Here is a 22,565-nt window from a genome sequence, read left to right as displayed (position 1 = left end):
ATCTTCAACCACCGCAATGCCGTCTCAGGCTTTGCGTAGCCAATAGCAGTACACACCGTCCGCCACGGTTTCATGCAACAAACTGTGCCCGGCCAGCGTAGCGAATGCGCGAAAGTCGCGCTGTGAGCCAGCATCCGTTGCTATCACTTTAAGCACATTGCCACTTACCAGCTTGTTCAGCTCAAGCTTGGCCTTGAGCAGCGGCATCGGGCAATTCAAGCCGCTGGCATCCACCTGCGCATCGTAGGCTGGCGGCGAATTTTGTACATCACTCATCAAACTATCTCCAAAATCCTGCCGAAAACATGCTCCATATCTTTACCGCTTGTTTCATGGTCAACAACCGAGCGGTTGACCTTGAGATGCGGGCACAGCGGCAGGAGACGCAACATACGCGATGTGACCCACGCTTGCCATGCTCAAGGCGGTGCTACAGGCTCATGACGTTGCGCCAGCAGCGATATCGACACAGTGACCTGCGCAGGTTTCCCTCGCCACTGGTCATAGCAACCTGATCACAGCTACAGTATGGGCACCAGAAAACCAAGAGCACCCTGAATGAATTTCCTGCGCCCTGCCCTTTTGACGCTCGCCTGCCTGTCCGCCTCCGCCCAGGCTGCCAACGACTTGCCGTCACTGGGAGACGCCAGCTCGGCCATTGTCTCACCCCAGCAGGAGCATCAGCTAGGTCGGGCGTGGCTGAGCCTGCTACGGGGTCAGGTAAGCCAATTATCCGACCCCCAGCTCAAGGACTTCGTCGAGACCAGCGTCTACCGGCTCAGCGAAAGCAGCCAATTGAATGATCGACGCCTTGAGTTTGTGTTGCTCAACAGCCCGCAGATCAACGCATTCGCCGCCCCCGGCGGGATTATCGGGGTCAACGGCGGCTTGTTCCTGTATGCCGAGACTGAAGCAGAATATGCCTCGGTACTGGCTCACGAACTGGCTCACTTGTCGCAACGTCACTTTGCCCGCGGCCTGGAAGCCCAGCAACGCATGCAACTGCCGGTAATGGCGGCGATGCTGGCAGGAATTGTCGCTGCAGCAGCAGGTGCAGGTGACGCTGGTATTGCGGCGATTGCCTCGACCCAGGCAGCAGCCATCCAGGAACAACGGCGCTTTTCCCGGCAGAACGAAGCAGAGGCCGACCGTATCGGTATTATCAACCTCGAGAAGGCCGGTTACGACCCAAAGGCCATGCCGACCATGTTTGAGCACTTGATGCGTCAGTACCGCTATGACCGCATGCCGCCTGAATTTTTGCTCACCCACCCGGTGTCCGAATCGCGTATCGCCGACACCCGCAACCGCGCAGAGCAGTTACCAAGCGGCGGCAAGAAAGACAGCCTGGAATACCAGCTGATGCGCGCTCGGGTGCAACTGTTTTATGAAGGCACGCCCGGCCTGGCGGCAAAACGCTTTCGCGCCGAGTTGAACGAAAACCCGAAAAACGACGCTGCACGCTACGGCCTGGCCATCGCGCTGATCAAGGGCGGACGACAGAAAGAGGCCGGCGAGATTCTGGCCCAGCTGCTGAGCAAGTCGCCCAAATCGATTCCCTACAACCTCGCCCAGGTTGACCTGGATACCGCAGCCAGCCGCTTGAGTGACGCCCAGAGCCGCCTGGAGCGCATGCTCAGGGATTATCCAGACAATTACCCACTGAACCAGGCACGGGTCGATCTGATGATCCGCCAAGGCCGCACCCAAGACGCCGAGAGCAAGCTAGACGCCCTGCTCAAGTCGCGACCCAAGGATCCTGACGTCTGGTATCAAGTTGCAGAAGTACGCGGCCTCAGCGGCAACAGAATCGGCCTGCACCAGGCGCGCGCCGAATACTTCGCCCTGGTTGGCGACTACAAGCAGGCAATCGAGCAGCTCGACTACGCCAAACGCCGCGCAGCAAACAACTTCCAGCTGGCCTCACGGATCGACGCCCGCCAACGTGAGCTGGCCGAAGAGAAGCGCATGATCGACGAAATGCTCAATTAACCGGCCTCAAGGGCCACGCACTCAACAGCCAGTGCAGCTCGTTGACAGTAGGTAGGCGGACAACGCCAGGCGTGTCCGCCGCCCCATCGGCAAGACACTCAAGGATAAGCGCGGCTTGTTAACCCCAAGCTGTGCATGAAGCCCCACACGCCTTTAGGCGTTACCGGACAACCTCATGCGCGCTGCCTTGGTGAAATCAAGCATGCGTGTCAGCGGTTTGATGGCCTTGGGAATCAGCGCTGAATCGACGAAGATTTCATTGCTGCCTTCACGCAGGCAATTGAGCGTACGCTCGAGGGTGTTCATTGCCATCCACGGGCAATGCGCGCAGCTCCTGCATGCCGCGCCGCTACCGGCGGTTGGCGCCTCGACGAATTCTTTATCGGGACACAGCTGCTGCATCTTGTAGAAGATACCGCGGTCGGTTGCGACGATGAACCTCTTGTTCGGCAGGCTTTGCGCTGCTGCAATCAACTGGCTGGTCGAGCCTACGGCATCCGCCAGCTCAATCACCGCAGTCGGTGATTCCGGGTGAACCAAAACGGCAGCGTCCGGGTACAGCCCCTTCATGTCCTCGAGCTGCTTGGCCTTGAACTCTTCGTGGACGATACAGGCGCCGTCCCACAACAGCATGTCCGCGCCGGTCTTGTTCTGGATATAACGCCCCAGATGCTGGTCCGGAGCCCAGATGATCTTTTCACCGTTGTCCATCAGGTGCTCGACGATCTCGACCGCGCAGCTGGATGTCACGACCCAGTCGGCACGGGCTTTGACCGCTGCAGAGGTATTGGCGTAAACCACAACGGTACGCTCGGGGTGCTGATCGCAAAAAGCGGCGAACTCATTGATCGGACAACCCAGGTCAAGGGAGCAAGTGGCTTCCAGCGTTGGCATCAGCACACGCTTTTCAGGGTTGAGAATCTTCGCAGTCTCGCCCATGAACTTAACGCCCGCCACCAACACGGTCTGGGCAGGATGCTGGTTGCCAAAGCGCGCCATTTCAAGCGAATCGGAAACACAGCCGCCCGTTTCTTCAGCTAGCGCTTGCAGCACCGGGTCACAGTAATAATGCGCGACCAGCACGGCATTCTGCTTTTTTAGCTCCGCGGCAATTTCAGCGCGATAAAACGCCTCTTGCTCGGCGGTCAGCGGCGCCGGTTGCTTGGCGTCTAAGTGCGCCTGAACCAGAAGGCGTTCGGAAATCTGCGTCATGTCATCAGGCCCTGTAGCGGTCTATCAGCACGGGATTCAAGTATACCCCTGCTGTTGGCTATACAAGGGCCTGGCAGACGGGGTGTACAACACGGTTTGGCTGGCATGGATACGACACGGGCCTGTTATCTTCAGGCCTCGGCGCATTAAAGCGGCGGGCATAATATCGCGTTCGGGCAACTTTGCTCAAACGCCTTGATCAGCATGGCCGGCGCACAAACAAAAGACATAAAAAAACCCGAGGTTCTGCCAGAGAACACTCGGGTTTTCGGCCTGCACAGCCAATCGACTTGGCTGTGTAGACAATATGGTGGGTCGTGTAGGATTCGAACCTACGACCAATTGGTTAAAAGCCAACTGCTCTACCAACTGAGCTAACGACCCGTTGCGGGGGCGCATAATACTGATTTGATTCAGTAATTCAACCCTTTAACGCATTTTTTAGGCATACGGGGTCGGATCGGCAATGCCAGCAGCGGCAAATCCCTCGCTGCGCAGGCGACAACTGTCGCACTTGCCGCAGGCTCTACCCTGGTCGTCTGCCTGGTAGCAGGACACGGTCAAAGCATAGTCAACACCCTGGGCAACCCCGGCCTGAACGATTTGCGCCTTGCTCATGTTCTGCAGCGGCGCCTGTATGCGAAAGCCATTGCCCTCCACGCCAGCCTTGGTCGCCAGGTTGGCCATGCGCTCGAATGCTTCGACAAATTCGGGGCGGCAATCCGGGTAGCCCGAATAATCCACTGCATTGACGCCAATGAAAATATCGCGCGCGCCCAGCACCTCGGCCCAGCCCAGCGCCAAGGACAGGAATACAGTGTTGCGTGCAGGCACGTAGGTGACCGGAATGCCTTCGGACGGTGCCTCAGGCACATCGATGCTGCTGTCAGTCAACGCCGAGCCACCCATGCCATTGAGGTTCAAGCCAATCACCTTGTGCTCGACAACGCCCAGTTGCTGCGCCACACGCTCCGCAGCCTGCAACTCCGATCGATGGCGCTGGCCGTAATCAAAACTCATGGTGTAGCAGGCATAACCCTCGGCCTTGGCCAGGGCAACCACAGTAGCCGAGTCGAGGCCGCCGGAAAGCAGGATGACTGCGCGTTTGATGCTCATATAAATTCCTCGCGTCATTATCAGCGACGCCATGCTCAAATTAAGATTTGCAGCTGCCGATTAAAACCTGGGTCAGCGGCCTTGCTCGTCATTCCAGAGAATCTTGTGCAGCTGTAACTGCAGACGAACCGGCAAATTGTCGGCAACTATCCAGTCAGCCAGGTCACGGGCAGAGACTTGATGATGGCTGGGCGAGTACAGCACCTCACCAGCACGCTCATTGAGCCGATACTGGATCAGTTTAGTGGTCGCCCAGTCGTAGTCCTCGCGGGAGCATATGACGAACTTGACCTGGTCATTCGGGGTAAGCAGGTCGATGTTTTCGTAGCGGTTACGCGCCACCTCTGCCGAACCCGGGGTTTTAAGGTCCAGGACCTTGCTGACGCGCCCGTCAACCGCCGAAACGTCGAGAGCGCCGCTGGTTTCCAACGACACCTCGAAACCGGCGTCACACAGCCGCTCAAGCAGGGCTATGCAGTTGGGCTGAGCCAAGGGTTCGCCGCCGGTGACACAGACGTATCGCGGTGAATAGCTGGCGACTTTTTCGATAATGGCGTCAAGCGACATCAACTCGCCGCCATTGAAGGCGTAGGCAGTGTCGCAGTACTGACAACGCAGGGGGCAGCCGGTCAGGCGCACGAATACTGTGGGTAAACCAGCAGTACGCGTCTCCCCCTGCAGCGAGAAAAATATCTCGGTGATGCGCAGGGTCTTTTGCATATAAGCCACGGGCGTAACAGCTAAACAGGCTGTCCGCCTCCGTTGCGGGAAAGAAAGCAGCTATCGATTATCAATAGCTGCAAGGACAAGCACAGCTAGCCTGTCCACCAATAAAAACGCCGTGCTTGATCTGGGCACGGCGCTCTTTTTACAATTTTAGCAAATTAAAGGCTACATCCGCTGCAGGTTGCGTTGAGCAAGTTGCGCTGCGGACGAGTTGGGAAATTGCGCGATCACTTGCTGGAAGGTGCGCTTTGCCTTGTCCTGATCGCCAAGACGCTGTTCAACATCGCCCAGCTTGAACATCGAGTCAGGCACCTTGCTGTGCTGCGGGTATTTCTGCCCCACATCGGCAAACGCCTGGGCGGCGCCTTGCAGATTGCCTTGAGCCAGATTGACTTCGCCCAGCCAGTACTGCGCATTACCGGCGTACTGGCTTTTCGGATATTTGCGCAAGAAGGCACTGAACGCCTGGTTGGCTTTATCAAAGTCCTTGGTCTTGATCAGGTCGAAGGCAGCGTCATAAAACAGCTTTTCCTTCTCGGGATCAGGCTCACTGGCGCCCGCTGAAGCTGGAGCAGGTGCAGCGCCAGCACTGCTGTCGCCACCTGCGGAGGAATTCTGTGTGGCTGCAGCACCTGCTGCCCCACTGCTCAGCCGTTGATCAAGATCCTTGTAACGCTCAAGGTTTTCTTGCTTCATGCGCTGAATATCGTTTTGCTGCTCTTCAAGCATGCCGCGCAGCCGACCGATTTCGTCCTGCATTTGCTGCAACTGGTTGAATAGCATGCCCTGCGCAGAGGTCGGAGCTTGCGCTCCGCCTCCTGCATAGGCGCCGGACGTCTCATAACTCGGTGCGGGATAGCTGCCCGAGTTATTGTCCACAACTGGAACCTCAGCCCAGGCCACAAGTGGCAGGCTGAGTGCGAGTAGGCTTACGAGACGTCGGCACTTTTGCATATCGAATTACTTACGCAGTTCGACGCGACGGTTCTGAGCCCACGACTGCTCGTCGTTGCCAGTTGCAACTGGACGCTCTTCGCCGTAGGAAACCAGTTCCAGCTGAGCAGGAGAAACGCCCTGCAGAACCAGGTAGCGCTGAACGGCTTTCGCACGACGCTCGCCCAGAGCCATGTTGTATTCACGCGTACCGCGCTCGTCGGTGTTGCCTTCCAGAACGACGCGAGCGCCGTTGGCTTTCAGGTCTTTGGCGTGAACGTCCAGAGCGCGCATGGCTTCTGGCTTCAGGTCTGAACTGTCGTATTCGAAGTAGAAAGTGGTGATGGCGCGCAGAGCGGCTTCTTCGCTCATGTTGCCGTCAACCGAACCTGCGTCTGCACCGTAACCAGCGTTAGGGTCGATTGCGCCTTCACCAGCGGTGTCGCCGCCTTTCGAAGAACAACCAACAGCAACAGCCAGAGCCAAGCTCAGTGCAGCAAACTTACCAAATTTCAGCATTTCCATCATATAGCTCCTAATGAACCCCAGTGTGTTAAGCAAAATTGCAAAGTAACAAATGTACAACGCCGCATCAGTTCAGGTAGGGGGACCAGGAAGGCTCTCGAACTTCGCCTTGAGCGGTAGGAAGAGGGAGCCTGACGCGACCATTTACGGACGCTAACATCAAGACTCCCCGACCCTGCTGGCGGGTTGCGAAGATTATCATGGTGCCATTAGGCGCAACAGTGGGTGATTCATCCAAATTTGTGGATGAAAGTATCCGCACGTTTCCGCGCTGCAGGTCTTGAGCCGCTACTTTGAAGTTGGTGAAGCCTTCTTGGCGATGAATCATGACCAAGGTTTTCTCATCAGCAGACAGTTTTGGATTGGCGTTGTAGTTACCTACAAACGTTACACGTTCAACTGAACCACTATTGATATTGGTTTTATAGATCTGTGGCTTGCCACCACGATCCGACGTGAAGTAAATGGTTTGACCATCTTTACCCCAGAAGGGTTCGGTATCAATACCAAACTGGTTGGTCACCCGGCGCAGGGACTTGGACGCCAGGTCCATCACGTAGATTTCCGGATTGCCGTCCTTGGACAGGACAAATGCCAGGCGCTTGCCATCCGGAGACCAGGCTGGAGCGCCGTTCAGGCCTTCAAAATTGGTGATCTGCTCACGACGTCCGGTATCAATATACTGGACAAAGATCCGTGGGCGACGCTGCTCGAACGAGACATAGGCAATGCGCTTGCCATCCGGCGCAAACGAGGGCGACAGGATTGGCTCACGCGATTGCAGCAAGGTCACGGCGCGCGCACCGTCATAGTCGGAGCGTTGCAAGGTGTAGCGCGTGTTGTCCACCGAGAAACGTTCAGCAGTGACATAAAGCAAACGGGTAGAGAACGCACCCTTGACACCGGTGAGCTTCTCAAACGCCTGATCGGAGATGTAATGCGCCATGTCGCGCAACTGGTCGGTGGTGCCGCCAACCGTACCGGTCATCACCTGCTGCTCGGTAGCCACGTTAAACAGGGCGTACTGCACCTGGATACGACCACCGGCCGGCACCATGCTGCCGACCAGGACATACTGCGCGTTGACTGCTTTCCAGTCGCGGTAGATCACTTCACTGGCCTGGGTCGGCTGGCTGATCATGTTCTGCCGGGGAATGGGTTCGAATACACCCGAGTTGCGCAGGTCATTGCCAACGATCTCGGCAATGTCGTCAGGCAGCACACTGCCGCCCTGCCATCCAAAAGGCACCACCGCAATTGGCGTAGCGCGGTCAGTACCGGTACTAATGACCAGTGGATCAGCCGCCTGTACTGCGCCGACCATCATGGTCAAACTCAGTAGAACGATACGCATCAGGGTATTCACAGATCTAAATCCTCCGGTTTGAAGATAGCGCGACGCTTGCGGTACTGGCTGTCAAACGTTGCACGATCAAGTTGTTGCATCTCAGAGATACGGCCGACGTTACGCACGGCTTGTACGGCTGAATTATCAAAAGGTGCATCGCCACTTGAGCGCGACACACTGGCATTGGTGATGGTGCCATCAGGCAGCATCTCTATCAGCACTTCAACACTCATTCCATTACGTGCCGAAGGCGGACGACGCCATTGCTCACTGACCAGCTTGACGATCAAGTCATCAAGGTTGCCAGCAACTTTATCACCGACTTCATCTGCCAATGCCTGCTGGTGGCCCACATCATCGGAGAGCAACTCAGCCAGGGCAGCAGCTTTTTTATCCTCTACAGCTTTGCGGCGAGCCTCTTCGGCGGCCTTTTTCTTCTTGGCATCATCCGCGGCCTTTTTCTTGGCCTCCTCTGCTGCCTTCTTTTTCTTCGCATCTTCGGCCGCTTTCTTTTTAGCGTCCTCAGCTGCTTTTTTCTTGGCCTCTTCTTCCGCCTGTTTCTTCTTGGCGTCCTCGGCCGCTTTTTTCTTGGCGGCCTCATCGGCTTTCTTGGCTATTTCAGCTTTTTTCGCTGCCTCGGCCTTTTTAGCCTCGTCGGCCTTCTTCGCAGCTTCGGCTTTTTGAGCCTCGTCCGCTTTCTTTTGTTCCGCGGCCTTGGCCGCCGCTACTTTCTGCTCTTCAGCTTTTTTCTGTTCCAGCTGCTCGGTCTCGTACTGCGGAGCTGCTGTCTTCTTCTTTTCGCCGGCAATTTTCTGATTTGTCTGAGTCGTTGCCTGGCTCTGCGACTTCAACTGATACAGGGTTGCCTGAACAATCGGCTTGGCCGGTGGCAGATCCGGGGCAAAAGCAAAGCTGACAAACAACATGCCGAACATCAGCGTGTGCAGGGTCACCGCCCAGACAATTGGCCAGAAATAGCTTTCCGAGGTGGAACGCTCACGTTGCTCGCGCATCACGGGGCCTCGGTAATCAGCCCGACGTTACCCACGTCAGCCTGCTGCAAACCACCCATGGCAGCCATCACCGTGCCGTAGTCGACCGACTTGTCGCCGCGCACAAAGACCTGGACCTGCTTACCCTGGCGTCGGCTTTCATTGATGATCGCCGTTACCGCCTTGGTCATGCCGTCAAGCGATACTGCCTGATCCTGCACGGTGTCGGTGTCGACTTCCGCGCCCATGTTCCAGTAATACGACTTGTCGGCCTTGATCGAGATCGTCAGGACCCTGGCGTCGTTGTCTTGCGGCAAGATCTGGCTGCTGACCTGCGGCAGATCGACCTTGACCCCTTGGTTGAGCATCGGCGCAGTCACCATGAAGATAACCAGCAGCACCAACATCACGTCGATGTAGGGCACCACGTTCATCTCGGCGACCGGCTTGCGTCTGTTACGAATTCTGGCCATCGCTTAAAAACCTATCGAGTGAGCCAACAGCTAAACCAGCCCTTGGCAGAATACCGCGTCAGCGTTGAGTGGTTGGCGGGCGGCTATTGCCCGCCCAACCCTCGCAAAACAGCTGACACCCGCTATCAAATCAACTGGCGGTCAGTCTTCTGTTGTATGTACCTTGCGGTGCAAGATCGCGTGGAACTCGTCGGCAAATGTGTAATAGCGAGCAATGAACATCTCACCACGCGAAGAGAAACGGTTGTAGGCAATGACCGCTGGAATCGCTGCAAACAGGCCGATTGCAGTGGCAATCAATGCCTCGGCGATACCTGGCGCCACAGTGGCCAGCGTGGCTTGCTGCACCTGAGCCAGGCCGCGAAAGGAGTTCATGATGCCCCACACGGTACCAAACAGGCCGATATACGGGCTGGTGGAGCCAACTGTGGCGAGGAACGGCAAGCTGGTTTCAAGCTTCTCCTCTTCACGCGAGATAGCCACACGCATCGCACGGGCCACGCCATCCATGACTGCATCGGGGTCAACATTCGGCTGTTGACGCATGCGCGAGAACTCTTTGAAACCGGCACGGAAGATCTGCTCCAGGCCGGAATCCGGATCAGGATTGCTGCCGGCTTGACGATACAGCTTGGACAGATCAATGCCCGACCAAAAACGCTCCTCGAACGAATCGAGCGAACGCTTGGCAGCACGAAGCATGGTGGTACGCTGGAAAATCATGATCCAGGAGGTGACCGATGCGGCCACCAGGGTCAACATGACCAACTGAACAACCAGGCTGGCATTGCTGATCAAACTCCACATCGACATGTGGTCAACGGCGTTGGCTTCCACGCTTACTCTCCTGCTGTAGATGTACCCGCGCCGCCCTGCTCAGCAAAGGCTGTACGCAGAGCTTCGGGAATGGCCCGGGGTTTCAAATTGTCGGCGCGCACACAGGCCACCAAAAACTGCCCTTCACAGAGCAGCACATCATCCGCAACCCGCCTGACTTGTTGACGAAACTTCAGGCTGGCACGGTTTAATTCAATCACTTGCGCAGTTACTGATAGCTCATCGTCGAGCTTCGCCGGTGCGTGATAGCGCACTTCAGTCGAATGCACGACGAATAACAGGCCCTCACTTGCCAGCGTAGATTGGGAAAAACCCAGATCTCTCAGCCGTTCGGTGCGAGCCCGTTCCATAAACTTGAGGTAATTGACGTAGTAGACGATACCGCCGGCATCAGTGTCTTCGTAGTAAACCCGACAATGATGAGCGAACGGCTGAACTCCGTTTTGCGCGCGCATACTGTAGTGCTAGCTCCTGCTCTTGCCAATTGGGTAAAGCAAATATATTTTCCGATCACCCAGTCCCTTCATCGACCCATCAGCCGACCCAGGCCCAGCTATAGAATCGAATCCTCGTCAACACTGAACAGATCCGCGACCGGAAGTTCCCCCATGCGCTTGGGCACATTGAGTCCAAAGTGCAAATAAGCATGTCGCGTGACTACGCGCCCCCGCGGGGTGCGCATGATGTAGCCCTGCTGGATCAAGTACGGCTCCAGCACATCCTCGATGGTGTGACGCTCCTCGCTGATCGCCGCCGCCAGGCTATCAACCCCGACCGGGCCACCGTCGAACTTCTCGATCATGGTCAGTAGCAGCCGACGATCCTGATGATCAAAGCCGCGCTCATCCACATCCAGCAGGTTGAGCGCCAGATCGGCAACCTGGCGACTGATATCGCCATTGCTGCGTACCTCGGCGAAGTCACGTACGCGGCGCAGCAAGCGATTGGCGATACGTGGCGTGCCCCGGGCGCGACGTGCGATCTCGAAAGCCCCCTGGGTTTCTATGGGCAAATTCAAAATCCCCGCAGAACGGCTGACAATAGTCGCCAGATCATCGGTGCTGTAAAACTCCAGACGCTGGACGATGCCGAAGCGGTCACGCAGCGGATTGGTCAACATACCAGCGCGGGTTGTGGCACCAACCAGGGTAAAAGGCGGCAAGTCGAGCTTGATCGAGCGCGCAGCAGGCCCTTCGCCAATCATGATATCGAGCTGGAAATCCTCCATCGCCGGATACAGGACTTCCTCGACAATGGGCGAAAGCCGGTGAATCTCATCGATAAACAGTACATCGCCCGGCTCCAGGTTGGTCAGCAGCGCCGCCAGGTCACCCGGCCTCTCAAGCACAGGGCCAGAGGTGCTTTTGATCGACACCCCCATTTCCTGGGCAATGATATTGGCCAGGGTGGTCTTGCCCAGGCCTGGCGGGCCAAATATGAGGGTATGGTCCAGCGACTCCTTGCGCGCCCTCGCCGCCTGGATAAACAACTCCATCTGCTCACGCACGCTCGGCTGGCCAATGTATTCGGCAAGCGTGAGCGGGCGAATCGCGCGATCGACCTGTTCATCGCGATCACGCGTACTGGCGGTAATCAGGCGGTCAGCCTCTATCATTTAAACCATTCCTTTCAGGGCACGCCGGATCAAATCTTCACTGCTCAAACCATCTTCCTTGACAGCCGAAACCGCACGACTGGCTTCTTGCGGCTTGTAGCCCAGCGAGATCAAGGCACTTACCGCATCATTCTCGGCGCTTGGCGCAAGCGCTCCAGCTGCGGGCGCCACCACCAGAGAAGTCATGCCTGGCAAGGTTTCCCAAGCCTTGAAGCGATCCTTGAGCTCGACCAGCAAGCGTTCTGCAGTCTTTTTACCGACACCGGGGATTTTCACCAGCGCCGAGGTATCTTGCGCCTGGACGCAGCGCACCAACTCGTCGACCTCAAGCCCGGACATCAACGCCAGCGCCAACTTGGGCCCCACACCGTTGAGCCGGATCAGCTCGCGAAACAGCTCACGCTCACGCTTTTCAAAAAAGCCATACAGCAACTGCGCATCTTCACGCACGACCAAATGGGTGTGCAGCGTCAGCGGCTCGCCTACCGAAGGTAAACGGTACAACGTTGTCATGGGTACTTCCAACTCATAACCCAGGCCATTCACATCCAGAATCAAATGCGGCGGCTGTTTCTCAGCCAAGGTGCCGCGTAAACGTCCGATCACCGTTAAATCCTTAAAAAATTCAAACTACAAACGAAGGCGCCCGCCACGTCGCTTGGCACCGACCAGACCATGGGGAATAAGACTTTGACGATGATGGGCATGACACAAGGCGATGGCCAATGCGTCTGAAGCGTCAATCTGTGGCTTTTTTACCAGCTTGAGCAAGTGCATGACCATCATTTGCACCTGCTCCTTGTCCGCGCCACCCGTGCCGGCAATAGCCTGCTTGACCTGGGTTGCAGTGTATTCGCTTATATCCAGCCCCGCCTCGACGCCCGCGACAATCGCAGCGCCACGGGCCTGACCCAGCTTGAGCGCAGAGTCGGCATTGCGCGCCATAAAAACCTGCTCGATGCCCATGGTCACCGGGCCATAGGTTTCGATCACCTCGCGCACACCGCGAAAGACAACCTGCAGGCGCTCGGGTAACGGGCCATTGCCTGTGCGAATGCAGCCCGAGGCGACATACTCGCAAGTGCGACCAGTGTCGCGCACCACGCCGTAGCCGGTGATCCGTGAACCTGGGTCTATCCCTAGAATCAGTGTCATAACAACAGGCTCTCACGCCGGTGAATTAAAAATCGCCGCCCGGGCCGCAGGGCGCGACAAGGCAACGCTTGCCCCACCCGACAACCGAAGACAGGATACCGCCGATGGCGGATGCATAAAGCGTTATCCACCCTAGCTCTACAAAACCCCGGCCAATTAAAAAAGCCGGAACTTACTCCGGCTTTTTCATTATCCCAACTGGGCCATGACGTCGTCAGGAATCTCGGCATTGGAGTGGACATTCTGCACATCGTCCAGGTCTTCAAGCATATCGATCAACTTAAGCACTTTCTGCGCCGTATCGACATCCTCAAGCGTCGAATAAGTCGATGGCAACATCACCACCTCCGACTCCTCAGCCTTATAACCCGCTGCCGTCAGGGCTTCGCTTACCGCGATAAAGTCGACAAAGGCAGTGAATACGTCGATCGAACCATCATCGTTGGTCACAATATCATCAGCACCCGCCTCAAGAGCCGCCTCCATCAGCGCCTCCTCGTCCAGGCCCGGGGCAAAACTGATTTGCCCCTTGCGCTCGAACATATAGGCGACCGAACCGTCGGTGCCGAGATTACCGCCGCACTTGGTAAAGGCATGACGCACCTCGGCTGCCGTGCGGTTGCGGTTGTCGGTCATGGCCTCAACGATGATGGCCACGCCACTTGGGGCGTAACCTTCGTAGCTGAGCTCCTCGACTTTCTCACCGTCCGTCGACCCCACGCCGCGTGCAATGGCTCGATCAATGGTGTCACGCGTCATGTTTGCCGTCAGGGCCTTGTCGACCGCCAGGCGCAGGCGCGGGTTGTCTGCCGGAATCCCACCGCCCTGACTTGCTGCAACTGTCAGTTCACGAATAAGTTTGGTAAAGATCTTGCCGCGCTTGGCGTCTTGACGCCCTTTGCGATGCTTGATGTTTGCCCACTTGGAATGACCCGCCATAACAACTCCGCTTTCAATTACTTATGGGCACCCGCTTAACGAGGATGCCCAATGTTTATTACTCAGCCTTTGGCTGCTCACGCAGGCGAATGTGCAACTCGCGCAGCGCTTTGTTATCCACCAGCCCCGGTGCCTGGGTCATTACGCAGGCAGCACTTTGGGTTTTCGGGAAGGCAATTACTTCACGAATCGACTGTGCGCCAGTCATCAGCATGACCAGGCGGTCCAGGCCGAATGCCAAGCCACCGTGCGGCGGTGCGCCATACTTGAGCGCATCGAGCAGGAAGCCGAACTTCTCTTCCTGTTCAGCTGCCTCGATACCCAGCAGGCGGAACACGGCTTGCTGCATTTCCTTGCGGTGGATACGAATCGAACCACCACCCAGCTCTGTACCGTTAAGCACCATGTCGTAAGCACGCGACAACGCGGTGGCCGGGCTGGCCTCCAACTCTTGCGGGGTGCACTTAGGTGCAGTGAACGGGTGATGCAGTGCGCTGAAGCTGCCGTCGTCGTTCTCTTCGAACATCGGGAAGTCAACCACCCACATTGGGGCCCACTCGCAAGTCAGCAGATCCAGGTCGGTGCCCAGCTTCAGACGTAGCGCGCCGAGGGCTTCGCTGACGATCTTGGCTTTGTCGGCACCGAAGAAGACGATGTCGCCATCAACCGCTCCCACGCGATCAAGGATCACATTGAGGTTTTCCAGCGGGATGTTTTTCACGATTGGCGATTGCAGGCCTTCAACACCGCTGGCGCGGTCATTGACCTTGATGTACGCCAGGCCTCGAGCGCCGTAGATACCTACAAACTTGGTGTAGTCGTCGATCTGCTTGCGTGGCATGCTCGCACCGCCCGGAACGCGCAGTGCAGCAACGCGGCATTTTGGATCATTGGCCGGACCACTGAACACCTTGAATTCAACCTCTTTGAGTTGGTCTTCAACATCGACCAGCTCCATTGGGTTGCGCAGATCCGGCTTGTCCGAACCATAACGACGCATCGCTTCTGCAAACGTCATGTGCGGGAACTCGCCAAACTCAACGTCGAGCACTTCTTTAAACAGCTGGCGCACCATCTTCTCGGTGATGCCCATGATGTCCTTTTCATCGAGGAAACTGGTCTCGATGTCGATCTGGGTGAATTCCGGCTGACGATCGGCACGCAAGTCTTCGTCGCGGAAGCACTTGGCAATCTGGTAGTAGCGATCAAAACCGGCAACCATCAGCAACTGCTTGAACAACTGCGGCGACTGCGGCAAGGCGAAGAAGCTGCCAGGATGGGTACGGCTAGGCACCAGGTAGTCCCGTGCGCCTTCTGGAGTCGCGCGGGTCAGAATCGGCGTTTCTACGTCAAGGAAGCCATTTTCGTCGAGATAGCGACGGATGCTGGTGGTGATGCTCGAACGCAGCTTCAGCTTGGCCGCCATTTCTGGGCGACGCAGGTCGATAAAGCGATAACGCAGGCGCGTTTCTTCGCCCACATCGGAGTATTCGTTGAGCGGGAACGGCGGGGTTTCAGCTTCGTTCAGCACTTCCAGCTCATAGCCGAGCACTTCAATCGCGCCAGAGGCCATGTTCGAGTTGCCCGCACCAGCCGGACGCAGACGCACCTTACCGGTGATCTTGACCACAAACTCGCTGCGCACTTTATCGGCGACAGCAAAGGTTTCAGCACGATCAGGGTCAAAAACCACCTGAGCCAGGCCTTCACGATCACGAATATCGAGGAAGATAACCCCGCCGTGGTCACGGCGACGGTGAACCCAGCCGCAAAGGGTAATTTCCTGACCGTCCAGGCTCTCGTTCAACTGGCCGCAATAGTGGCTGCGCATCATGATGTTAGTCGCTTCTCTTGAGTCTTGAATTCGTAGGCTGCACGCCTGAACGCCTGGCGTCCAATGTGCAGCATTTAGCTTCAGGCAAATCTGGCCGTATAGATGTATGCACTAATTTGTGTTGGTCACACACAATATGACAGGCAATCGCCCCGCACCGGGCTTGGGCAGCACAGAACACCGGCATAAATCTCGGCAAAGCGCGAGATTATATATGGTTAAGCCGCCACATGCAGCCGCCCCGCTGTGGCTATTCGATCACAGGCCACATCTCTCGCCCTGATCGTCAGCCAAATCCCCTGCCAAACAGAGCTGATAATCGATGCCATTGTCAGTCAACAAGCGACAATTATTGAACCAAAAGCCCCTGAATAGACTCAAGCAATGACACCCATTGAGACAAGCATGGGCGCAGTGCCATACTGCCAATGCTAGAATTTACCCATATTTAGGGCACCCAATTCACGCCCAACCTGAGAGGATAAAAGGTATGGAAATCAACATCGGAATCGCCGAACAGGATCGCGCAGCAATCGCCGAAGGCCTTTCTCGCCTGCTGGCAGACACCTACACCCTGTATTTGAAAACCCACAATTTTCACTGGAATGTCACCGGCCCGATGTTCAACACCCTGCACCTGATGTTCGAAGGCCAGTACACCGAACTGGCGGTTGCGGTTGACGATATTGCCGAACGCATCCGTGCCATTGGCTTCCCGGCACCAGGCACCTACGCCGCCTACGCACGCCTGTCTTCGATCAAGGAAGAGGAAGGCATTCCAACGGCTGAGGAAATGATCAAGCTGCTGGTCCAAGGCCAGGAAGCCGTGACCCGGACCGCTCGTGGCATCTTCCCGCTGCTGGAAAAGGTCAACGACGAGCCTACCGCCGACTTGCTGACCCAGCGCATGCAGGTCCACGAAAAAACTGCATGGATGCTGCGCAGCCTGCTCGCTGCCTGATAAAGCTTCACCGCGCAAGACCACAAGGCCCGACATGCTCGGGCCTTGTCACCCGAGACTTGCTGACCAGCAAAGCCGGGCATAGCTGCGTCAGCAGCATTGAGTCGCCCCGCCCTTTACTGTTAAATACGCCTCCGTGCTAGCGACTCCGCTTTTGGCATTTATTAGCACGCCTGCCTGCTTAAGCTATCCACGCCTTCCACATCTACGGCAACGCATATGCAGTCAGTTTTCCTAGCGATTGGTTAAATTAAGTGAGCTCATTGAACATGTTGAAAATCGTCCACCTGCTGACGGGTCTAGCGGCCCTGCTTCTATCCTTTGTGCCCAGCCTTACAAATCACGCCCCGGCATTCCTGCAACACGCCGATGCGCTATGCCTTGCCTTGTTTGGCCTGCTCAACCTCACCCTAGCACCTCAACTCCCTATCTGGCACGCCGGACCACGCAGTGCTCTGCAGAATCTGGTATCCGTGCTTTTACTGACAGCCACCGTACTGCAGGCACTGATTCTAGTTGCACCGCTGCCGGTGATCGCCCACCTCCCAGCTACATTGTTCAGCCTGCTGGTATTGGCTGCTGGCGTATTGCTGCACCTGTGCATCAACCTGCGGTTCGCCTCGTCACGCCAGTCACTATCGTCACCCACAGACGCCAACCGTGAAAACGGCACGGTCAAGTGGTTCAATACGTCCAAGGGCTTTGGCTTCATTTCCCGCGACTCAGGCGACGATATATTTGTGCATTTTCGTGCAATCCGCGGTGAAGGCCATCGCGTCCTGGTCGAAGGCCAGCGCGTTGAATTTTCGGTCATGCAACGCGACAAGGGCCTGCAAGCCGAAGATGTAATCGCCGCACCACCTGCAAGACGCTAACTGGCAAACACAAAAAACCCGCATTTGGCGGGTTTTTTTAGCTCTTTATTAACACTCAATAATGAGGCGGCGGCGCTTCATCCTCTGAAATTTCAAGCTGCCCGGTCAGCTCTTCCTGACGCTTGGCCAACCCAGCCACCTGCAATTGCAGATGATCAATACGCCTTTGCTGCTCCACCAGTACATCGTTGAGTGACTGGATGGTGTCATCCTGGAACGCCAAGCGCGTTTCAAGCTCGACTACACGACTTTCAATATCCATGCTCATTCCCCGGCACTAAAGCCTGCAAAATTTGCCGCGCCCAGGCGCCGGCGAAGGTCGGCGATCTCTGCCTCAGTATAGGCTTGCACAGGTGCTTTGCCCCAGACAGGTGCTGGCCATGCAGCATCAGTGGCACGCCGTGCCACTACATGCATATGCAGTTGGGCAACCATATTGCCCAAGGTCGCGATATTCATTTTATCCGCAGCGAACTCCTGCTTTAAGAACGCCGCAAGCTGCGAGGTTTCCTGCCAGAGCAAAAGCTGATCCGCTGCATCCAGGTCAAACACCTCGGTCACCGCTTCACGCCGTGGCACCAGGATAAACCATGGGTAGTTGGCATCATTCATTAACAGCAAGCGACACAGGGGGAAATCGCCGACAACCCTGGTATCGCTCTGCAGGCGTGAATCCAACGCGAACATAAATAACCTCGTAACAGTGGTAGTAACAAAATTGTAATCAGGCAGCCTGTACCCTATAGCCAAAGCGTAAGGATACGCGCTGAGGCAAGCTTCGAGCGCAAATGCCGCTAAATCGCTCAAAAAACAACCACCAGATACACGCACCAAGAGGTGGCACGAACAATTTCAAGCCGGTATTTGCATGCACCATTTTGTTCCCTTCGGTAATAGATAGCATCTTAAAACCAGGCGGGGACCATCCCCAGGCAAACACTGGGGCAAATTGCTGATACAAAATTGAAACCGCGTCTCAAGCATTGAAATTCCAAGAAAAAATGCTTGTGAGGCCCGCAAAGACTAGCTATAACATGGCCCAAGATCACCCAGCCGCCATCAAGAGCGGACGCAAAGATCAAGGAAATTAAGAAAGATAGCGTTTTGAGCACGACTTTTGCTTTCTGCTACGACAATGCTCGGAATGCGGCGTAGCAAGCCCGCAATCAGGGCTTTATAAGTGAACAATTACAAGATCCGTTGGCGTAACTCATGCACCAGTAAAATCTATGAAATTGCGACATGTTCCCTCAGTATTTGCGACATCACTGAAAAGAACCAGCAACGAGCAGACGGCAACTATCGCCAATATTGGCTGCGTGTTATAAGTTACCGCCGACACAAAAAGAAAGAGCCGTCCATACAATAATTAATTGGGCAGCACAACTCTTCTAAAAAACCAAAGGAGCAGTCACGATGCAAGTGATGAAGTGGAGCGTAATGGCCCTGGCAGTAGCCGCGGGTAGCACTCAAATGGCTTTCGCCTCTAGCCAATCCGAATCTAACGGCTTTCTTGAAGATAGCAGCTTCGACATCTTCAACCGTGTTCTGTACATGAACCGTGATTTCCGTAATGGCCCTAACCCATCAGCTCCTAAAGGTGACAGCGGTTACCGCGAGGAAACTGGCTGGGGTCTGCGCACCCTGTTTGAATCGGGCTTCACCCAAGGCACCATCGGTGTTGGTTTTGACGCTTTCACCCTGAGCAGCCTGAAGCTGGACGGCGGTAGCGGTCACGGTGGTAGCGGTCTGTTTTCACGAGACAGCGACAGCAACTATGAGAAAACCCAATCTCAAGCTGGCGGCGCTATCAAATTCCGCGTATCCAACACTGGCCTGAAATACGGTGACATGTTTGTTGCCAGCCCAGTATTCAGCACTGACGACAGCCGTATCCTGCCTGAATCTGCAACCGGTACCTACCTGGTCAGCAACGAAATCGAAGGCCTGGAACTGAGCGCTGGTCGCTTCACCGCAATGAGCAGCCAGGTTGCAACCGGTCGCGACACCATTGACGGTACTGGCTTGAAGTCAGCCAACATCTACGGTGCAAACTACAGCTTCACTGATAACCTCAGCGCTGGCCTGCACTACTCCGACGTTGAAGACTACTTCAAAAAGACCTACCTGAACGTCAACTGGAATCTGCCGATCGCTGAAGATCAAAGCTTGAACTTTGACCTCAACGGTTACCACACCAAAGGTGATGGCGACGAAATCTACGGCGAAGTTGACAACGATATCTGGAGCTTGGCGGGCGCTTACAACATCGGCGCGCACACCTTCACCCTGGCCTATCAAAGCTCTAGCGGTGATGCTGGCTACGTCTACGGTGTAGACGGCGGCGGCACCATCTATCTGGCGAACTCGGTTCAATACTCCGACTTCAACGGCAAAGACGAAGATTCTTGGCAAGCACGCTACGACATCAACATGGCTAGCTACGGCGTACCAGGTCTGAGCTTCATGACTCGCTACATCGCTGGCGACAACATTGATGTTGGCACTGGCACCGACGCTCAAGAGCGTGAAATCGACATCGAAGCCAAGTATGTAATTCAAGATGGCGCTGCGAAAGACCTGTCTTTCCGTGTACGTAACGCCTTCTACCGTTCCAGCAATGCATACGGCGGCGATATCAACGATTTCCGTCTGATCATGGACTACCCGCTGGACGTGCTGTAATCCTCGGTTAGTTTGCAAGCGTTATAAAAAACCCGGCTTCGGCCGGGTTTTTTTATTATGTAATGCTGCATCGCCTGGCGATATATAAACAGCACCATGGTCTTAAATAGGCAGCGCATAAGTTCCCGTCACATGGGCGACCAGCTCATCTTCATTGCCCGCCGAATACAATGCGACTTCGCACACCGCCTGGCGCCGACTTAGACGCAATATTTTTGCCTGCGCCAATAAGTCGACCGCTTTTGGTTTGACCAGAAAGTTGATATTCAAGTTGGAGGTCACTGCCATCTCCACTCGACCCAGCCGACCCAACACCACCGCATACATCGCCGCATCCGCCAACGCCATGATAGTCGGCCCCGAAATAGTGCCGCCGGGGCGCACCAATCTTGCGCAGAAAGGTATACGCGCCAGGGCGCCTTCAGAATCAAGCCGATCGATGGTCAGTTGCATCTCTTGCGCTTGCGGCAATCCAGACCAGATAAGCGCTTGTACTTGCTCCGCTGTTAGTTCCGACATCCTAATCCCCCTTATTGTGCATATCTGCATCCTATACGTCTCAGTGCAGGCACCGTACAATGCCGGTCAATTAATTGCCCTTGCAACAGACAGAACGGTCAACCATGCGTACTAGTCAGTTCCTGCTCGCCACACAAAAAGAAACCCCATCCGATGCCGTTGTCGTCAGCCATCAGCTGATGCTGCGCGCCGGGATGATCCGCAAACTTGCTTCCGGCCTCTACACCTGGCTGCCAATGGGCCTGCGCACCCTGCGCAAGGTAGAGCGTGTCGTGCGCGAGGAAATGGACGCTGCTGGCGCACTCGAAGTGCTGATGCCGGGCATCCAGCCGGCCGAGCTGTGGCAGGAATCAGGCCGCTGGGAACAGTACGGCCCGGAGCTGCTGCGCATGAAAGACCGCCATGGTCGTGACTTTTGCGCAGGTCCGACTCACGAAGAAGTCATCACCGATATGGCGCGCAATGAGCTCAACAGCTACAAGCAGCTGCCAATCAACATGTACCAGATCCAGACCAAGTTCCGTGACGAAATCCGTCCACGTTTTGGCTTGATGCGCGGCCGTGAGTTCATCATGAAGGACGCCTACTCCTTCCATGCGAATCCAGAGTCCCTGCAGGAAACCTACGACCGCATGCATCAGGCGTACTGCAATGTATTCAGCCGCCTGGGTCTTGATTTCCGCCCAGTGCAGGCCGACACCGGCTCGATTGGGGGCACCGGCTCCCATGAATTCCATGTTCTGGCGGAGTCTGGCGAAGATGATATCGCGTTCAGCGATGCATCCGATTACGCCGCCAATATCGAAAAAGCCGAAGCGGTGCCACGTGAGTCCGAGCGCGGCGCGGCCAGTGAAGAACTGCGCCTGGTCGATACGCCAAACACCAAGACCATCAACGATTTGATCACTGGCTTTAACCTGCCAATCGAAAAAACCATCAAAACGCTGATTGCCCGCGGCACTGAAGAAGGCACCCTGGTTGCCCTGGTTATCCGTGGCGACCATGAACTCAACGAAATCAAGGCGGCCAACCTTGAACAGGTTGCCAACCCACTGGTTTTCGCCACAGAAGACGAAATTCGCAGCGCTGTTGGCGCAGGCCCAGGCTCACTTGGCCCTGTTAATATGCCAATCACCTGCATCATCGACCGCTCGGTGGCGATGATGAGCGACTTTGCAGCTGGCGCCAATATCGAAGAGAAGCACTACTTCGGGGTCAACTGGGAACGCGACTTGCCGCTGCCAGAGGTTGCGGACCTGCGCAATGTCGTCGAAGGCGATCCAAGCCCAGACGGCAAAGGCACATTGGTGATCAAGCGTGGCATTGAAGTGGGCCATATCTTCCAGCTCGGCACCAAGTACAGTGAAGCCATGAACTGCCAGGTGCTGGGTGAAAATGGCAAGCCAGTTACCCTGAGCATGGGTTGCTACGGCATCGGTGTGTCGCGCGTTGTCGCCGCTGCAATCGAGCAGAACTCAGATGAGCGCGGGATTATCTGGAATGACGCCCTGGCCCCCTTCCATATCGCCCTGGTGCCATTGCGTTACGAAACCGAGGTTGTGCGCGAAGCAACCGACAAGCTCTACGCCGAACTGACTGCTGCCGGTTACGAAGTATTGCTCGATGACCGTGACAAAAAGACCAGTCCGGGCATCAAATTCGCAGACATGGAACTGATAGGCATCCCGCACCGCATCGTGGTCAGTGACCGCGGCCTTGCTGAAGGCAACCTGGAATACAAGAGCCGGCTCGACACTGAAGCTCAAGCCGTTCCAGCCGCTGACATCCTGTCGTTTATCAAAGCACGTATCAGCCGCTGATTTCAGCC

The 22,565-nt window shown here is 56.0% G+C and carries 24 protein-coding genes, 1 tRNA gene and 1 pseudogene; 6 read left to right on the top strand and 20 right to left on the bottom strand.

Annotated features, from left to right (window positions below; all coding sequences use genetic code 11):
• Positions 1-24: 24 nt before the first annotated feature.
• Positions 25-276: a sulfurtransferase TusA family protein gene (locus CHB79_RS02045; protein WP_089358727.1), complete on the bottom strand. Its 252-nt coding sequence runs from the start codon at positions 274-276 to the stop codon at positions 25-27.
• Positions 277-558: 282 nt separating this feature from the next.
• Between CHB79_RS02045 and CHB79_RS02040 the strand changes: the two genes are divergently transcribed.
• Positions 559-1,992 carry a M48 family metalloprotease gene (locus CHB79_RS02040; RefSeq protein ID WP_089358726.1) on the top strand — a complete coding sequence of 478 codons (1,434 nt, stop codon included), beginning with the start codon at positions 559-561 and terminating at the stop codon, positions 1,990-1,992.
• A 153-nt stretch (positions 1,993-2,145) separates the two neighbouring features.
• Here the strand turns inward: CHB79_RS02040 and nadA are convergent, their stop codons facing one another.
• The 16 genes from nadA to aspS form a co-directional block, all read right to left on the bottom strand.
• Positions 2,146-3,204 carry a quinolinate synthase NadA gene (gene nadA, locus CHB79_RS02035; protein ID WP_089358725.1) on the bottom strand — a complete coding sequence of 353 codons (1,059 nt, stop codon included), beginning with the start codon at positions 3,202-3,204 and terminating at the stop codon, positions 2,146-2,148.
• Positions 3,205-3,512: 308 nt separating this feature from the next.
• Positions 3,513-3,588, bottom strand: a tRNA-Lys gene (locus CHB79_RS02030).
• Positions 3,589-3,645: 57 nt separating this feature from the next.
• On the bottom strand, positions 3,646-4,320 hold the full coding sequence (gene queC, locus CHB79_RS02025) for a 7-cyano-7-deazaguanine synthase QueC (protein ID WP_010484912.1): 675 nt from the start codon (positions 4,318-4,320) through the stop codon (positions 3,646-3,648).
• Between the two features lie 72 nt (positions 4,321-4,392).
• Positions 4,393-5,040, bottom strand: coding sequence for a 7-carboxy-7-deazaguanine synthase QueE (gene queE / locus CHB79_RS02020; RefSeq protein ID WP_010484910.1), 648 nt, complete (start codon positions 5,038-5,040; stop codon positions 4,393-4,395).
• A gap of 171 nt (positions 5,041-5,211) precedes the next feature.
• Positions 5,212-6,000, bottom strand: coding sequence for a tol-pal system protein YbgF (ybgF, locus tag CHB79_RS02015; protein WP_010484908.1), 789 nt, complete (start codon positions 5,998-6,000; stop codon positions 5,212-5,214).
• A gap of 6 nt (positions 6,001-6,006) precedes the next feature.
• Positions 6,007-6,504 carry a peptidoglycan-associated lipoprotein Pal gene (gene pal / locus CHB79_RS02010; RefSeq protein ID WP_010484906.1) on the bottom strand — a complete coding sequence of 166 codons (498 nt, stop codon included), beginning with the start codon at positions 6,502-6,504 and terminating at the stop codon, positions 6,007-6,009.
• Positions 6,505-6,571: 67 nt separating this feature from the next.
• Complete coding sequence (tolB, locus tag CHB79_RS02005; RefSeq protein WP_010484904.1) at positions 6,572-7,870, bottom strand: Tol-Pal system beta propeller repeat protein TolB; 1,299 nt, start codon at positions 7,868-7,870, stop codon at positions 6,572-6,574.
• Positions 7,867-8,865 carry a cell envelope integrity protein TolA gene (gene tolA, locus CHB79_RS02000; RefSeq protein WP_010484902.1) on the bottom strand — a complete coding sequence of 333 codons (999 nt, stop codon included), beginning with the start codon at positions 8,863-8,865 and terminating at the stop codon, positions 7,867-7,869. Before tolA ends, tolB begins: the two co-directional genes overlap by 4 nt.
• Positions 8,865-9,317 (bottom strand): protein TolR, encoded by a 453-nt coding sequence (gene tolR, locus CHB79_RS01995; RefSeq protein WP_010484900.1) that lies wholly within the window; start codon positions 9,315-9,317, stop codon positions 8,865-8,867. The genes tolA and tolR overlap by 1 nt, the downstream gene beginning before the upstream one ends.
• A 141-nt stretch (positions 9,318-9,458) precedes the next feature.
• On the bottom strand, positions 9,459-10,154 hold the full coding sequence (gene tolQ, locus CHB79_RS01990) for a protein TolQ (RefSeq protein WP_010484898.1): 696 nt from the start codon (positions 10,152-10,154) through the stop codon (positions 9,459-9,461).
• A 2-nt stretch (positions 10,155-10,156) separates the two neighbouring features.
• Entirely contained in the window at positions 10,157-10,609 is a 453-nt protein-coding gene (ybgC, locus tag CHB79_RS01985; protein ID WP_010484896.1) for a tol-pal system-associated acyl-CoA thioesterase, read from the bottom strand.
• Between the two features lie 98 nt (positions 10,610-10,707).
• On the bottom strand, positions 10,708-11,769 hold the full coding sequence (gene ruvB, locus CHB79_RS01980) for a Holliday junction branch migration DNA helicase RuvB (RefSeq protein ID WP_089358724.1): 1,062 nt from the start codon (positions 11,767-11,769) through the stop codon (positions 10,708-10,710).
• Entirely contained in the window at positions 11,770-12,375 is a 606-nt protein-coding gene (ruvA, locus tag CHB79_RS01975; protein WP_089358723.1) for a Holliday junction branch migration protein RuvA, read from the bottom strand.
• Between the two features lie 24 nt (positions 12,376-12,399).
• The gene (ruvC, locus tag CHB79_RS01970) at positions 12,400-12,924 is read right to left on the bottom strand and encodes a crossover junction endodeoxyribonuclease RuvC (protein ID WP_089358722.1); all 525 of its coding nucleotides are present in this window, start codon (positions 12,922-12,924) and stop codon (positions 12,400-12,402) included.
• Between the two features lie 189 nt (positions 12,925-13,113).
• Positions 13,114-13,863 carry a YebC/PmpR family DNA-binding transcriptional regulator gene (locus tag CHB79_RS01965; RefSeq protein ID WP_089358721.1) on the bottom strand — a complete coding sequence of 250 codons (750 nt, stop codon included), beginning with the start codon at positions 13,861-13,863 and terminating at the stop codon, positions 13,114-13,116.
• 58 nt (positions 13,864-13,921) lie between these two features.
• Positions 13,922-15,697, bottom strand: coding sequence for an aspartate--tRNA ligase (gene aspS, locus CHB79_RS01960; protein WP_089358720.1), 1,776 nt, complete (start codon positions 15,695-15,697; stop codon positions 13,922-13,924).
• Positions 15,698-16,187: 490 nt separating this feature from the next.
• Here aspS and CHB79_RS01955 point away from each other — a divergent pair, with 490 nt between their 5' ends.
• The 3 genes and pseudogenes from CHB79_RS01955 to CHB79_RS22145 all read left to right on the top strand — a co-directional run bounded on the left by CHB79_RS01955 (position 16,188) and on the right by CHB79_RS22145 (position 17,533).
• Positions 16,188-16,658 carry a Dps family protein gene (locus CHB79_RS01955; protein WP_010484884.1) on the top strand — a complete coding sequence of 157 codons (471 nt, stop codon included), beginning with the start codon at positions 16,188-16,190 and terminating at the stop codon, positions 16,656-16,658.
• Positions 16,659-16,927: 269 nt separating this feature from the next.
• A pseudogene (locus CHB79_RS22270) lies at positions 16,928-17,248 on the top strand (cold shock domain-containing protein membrane protein); the annotation flags it as partial.
• Positions 17,249-17,266: 18 nt separating this feature from the next.
• The gene (locus CHB79_RS22145; RefSeq protein ID WP_238530370.1) at positions 17,267-17,533 is read left to right on the top strand and encodes a cold-shock protein; all 267 of its coding nucleotides are present in this window, start codon (positions 17,267-17,269) and stop codon (positions 17,531-17,533) included.
• A 55-nt stretch (positions 17,534-17,588) separates the two neighbouring features.
• On the opposite strand, the gene CHB79_RS01945 is transcribed toward CHB79_RS22145, so the two are convergent.
• Entirely contained in the window at positions 17,589-17,795 is a 207-nt protein-coding gene (locus tag CHB79_RS01945; protein ID WP_010484879.1) for a SlyX family protein, read from the bottom strand.
• 2 nt (positions 17,796-17,797) lie between these two features.
• Positions 17,798-18,220 (bottom strand): HIT family protein, encoded by a 423-nt coding sequence (locus CHB79_RS01940; RefSeq protein WP_089358719.1) that lies wholly within the window; start codon positions 18,218-18,220, stop codon positions 17,798-17,800.
• A gap of 729 nt (positions 18,221-18,949) precedes the next feature.
• Here CHB79_RS01940 and CHB79_RS01935 point away from each other — a divergent pair.
• A complete protein-coding gene (locus tag CHB79_RS01935; RefSeq protein WP_010484875.1) occupies positions 18,950-20,218 on the top strand; it encodes an OprD family porin in 1,269 nt (422 codons plus the stop codon).
• A gap of 102 nt (positions 20,219-20,320) precedes the next feature.
• Here CHB79_RS01935 and CHB79_RS01930 read toward each other — a convergent pair whose 3' ends face one another.
• The gene (locus CHB79_RS01930; protein WP_010484873.1) at positions 20,321-20,737 is read right to left on the bottom strand and encodes a PaaI family thioesterase; all 417 of its coding nucleotides are present in this window, start codon (positions 20,735-20,737) and stop codon (positions 20,321-20,323) included.
• 104 nt (positions 20,738-20,841) lie between these two features.
• On the opposite strand from CHB79_RS01930, the gene CHB79_RS01925 reads away from it, so the two are divergent.
• A complete protein-coding gene (locus tag CHB79_RS01925; protein WP_010484871.1) occupies positions 20,842-22,557 on the top strand; it encodes a proline--tRNA ligase in 1,716 nt (571 codons plus the stop codon).
• The last annotated feature ends 8 nt before the right edge of the window (positions 22,558-22,565 follow it).

This window comes from Pseudomonas segetis, assembly GCF_900188155.1.
Classification (GTDB): domain Bacteria; phylum Pseudomonadota; class Gammaproteobacteria; order Pseudomonadales; family Pseudomonadaceae; genus Aquipseudomonas; species Aquipseudomonas segetis.
The sequence above is the reverse complement of the archived record's forward strand: the minus strand, read 5'-3'. Positions and strand labels throughout refer to the sequence as shown.

Coding starts and splice junctions, on each gene's coding strand:
- CHB79_RS01925 (WP_010484871.1), top strand. CDS start 20,842: ATGCGTACTAGTCAGTTCCTGCTCGCCACACAAAAAGAAACCCCATCC.
- CHB79_RS01955 (WP_010484884.1), top strand. CDS start 16,188: ATGGAAATCAACATCGGAATCGCCGAACAGGATCGCGCAGCAATCGCC.
- CHB79_RS01935 (WP_010484875.1), top strand. CDS start 18,950: ATGCAAGTGATGAAGTGGAGCGTAATGGCCCTGGCAGTAGCCGCGGGT.
- CHB79_RS02045 (WP_089358727.1), bottom strand. CDS start 276: ATGAGTGATGTACAAAATTCGCCGCCAGCCTACGATGCGCAGGTGGAT.
- queE (WP_010484910.1), bottom strand. CDS start 5,040: ATGCAAAAGACCCTGCGCATCACCGAGATATTTTTCTCGCTGCAGGGG.
- queC (WP_010484912.1), bottom strand. CDS start 4,320: ATGAGCATCAAACGCGCAGTCATCCTGCTTTCCGGCGGCCTCGACTCG.
- CHB79_RS01945 (WP_010484879.1), bottom strand. CDS start 17,795: ATGGATATTGAAAGTCGTGTAGTCGAGCTTGAAACGCGCTTGGCGTTC.
- CHB79_RS02040 (WP_089358726.1), top strand. CDS start 559: ATGAATTTCCTGCGCCCTGCCCTTTTGACGCTCGCCTGCCTGTCCGCC.
- CHB79_RS01940 (WP_089358719.1), bottom strand. CDS start 18,220: ATGTTCGCGTTGGATTCACGCCTGCAGAGCGATACCAGGGTTGTCGGC.
- tolR (WP_010484900.1), bottom strand. CDS start 9,317: ATGGCCAGAATTCGTAACAGACGCAAGCCGGTCGCCGAGATGAACGTG.
- aspS (WP_089358720.1), bottom strand. CDS start 15,697: ATGATGCGCAGCCACTATTGCGGCCAGTTGAACGAGAGCCTGGACGGT.
- ruvC (WP_089358722.1), bottom strand. CDS start 12,924: ATGACACTGATTCTAGGGATAGACCCAGGTTCACGGATCACCGGCTAC.
- ybgF (WP_010484908.1), bottom strand. CDS start 6,000: ATGCAAAAGTGCCGACGTCTCGTAAGCCTACTCGCACTCAGCCTGCCA.
- tolA (WP_010484902.1), bottom strand. CDS start 8,865: ATGCGCGAGCAACGTGAGCGTTCCACCTCGGAAAGCTATTTCTGGCCA.
- ybgC (WP_010484896.1), bottom strand. CDS start 10,609: ATGCGCGCGCAAAACGGAGTTCAGCCGTTCGCTCATCATTGTCGGGTT.
- nadA (WP_089358725.1), bottom strand. CDS start 3,204: ATGACGCAGATTTCCGAACGCCTTCTGGTTCAGGCGCACTTAGACGCC.
- pal (WP_010484906.1), bottom strand. CDS start 6,504: ATGGAAATGCTGAAATTTGGTAAGTTTGCTGCACTGAGCTTGGCTCTG.
- CHB79_RS01965 (WP_089358721.1), bottom strand. CDS start 13,863: ATGGCGGGTCATTCCAAGTGGGCAAACATCAAGCATCGCAAAGGGCGT.
- ruvB (WP_089358724.1), bottom strand. CDS start 11,769: ATGATAGAGGCTGACCGCCTGATTACCGCCAGTACGCGTGATCGCGAT.
- CHB79_RS01930 (WP_010484873.1), bottom strand. CDS start 20,737: ATGTCGGAACTAACAGCGGAGCAAGTACAAGCGCTTATCTGGTCTGGA.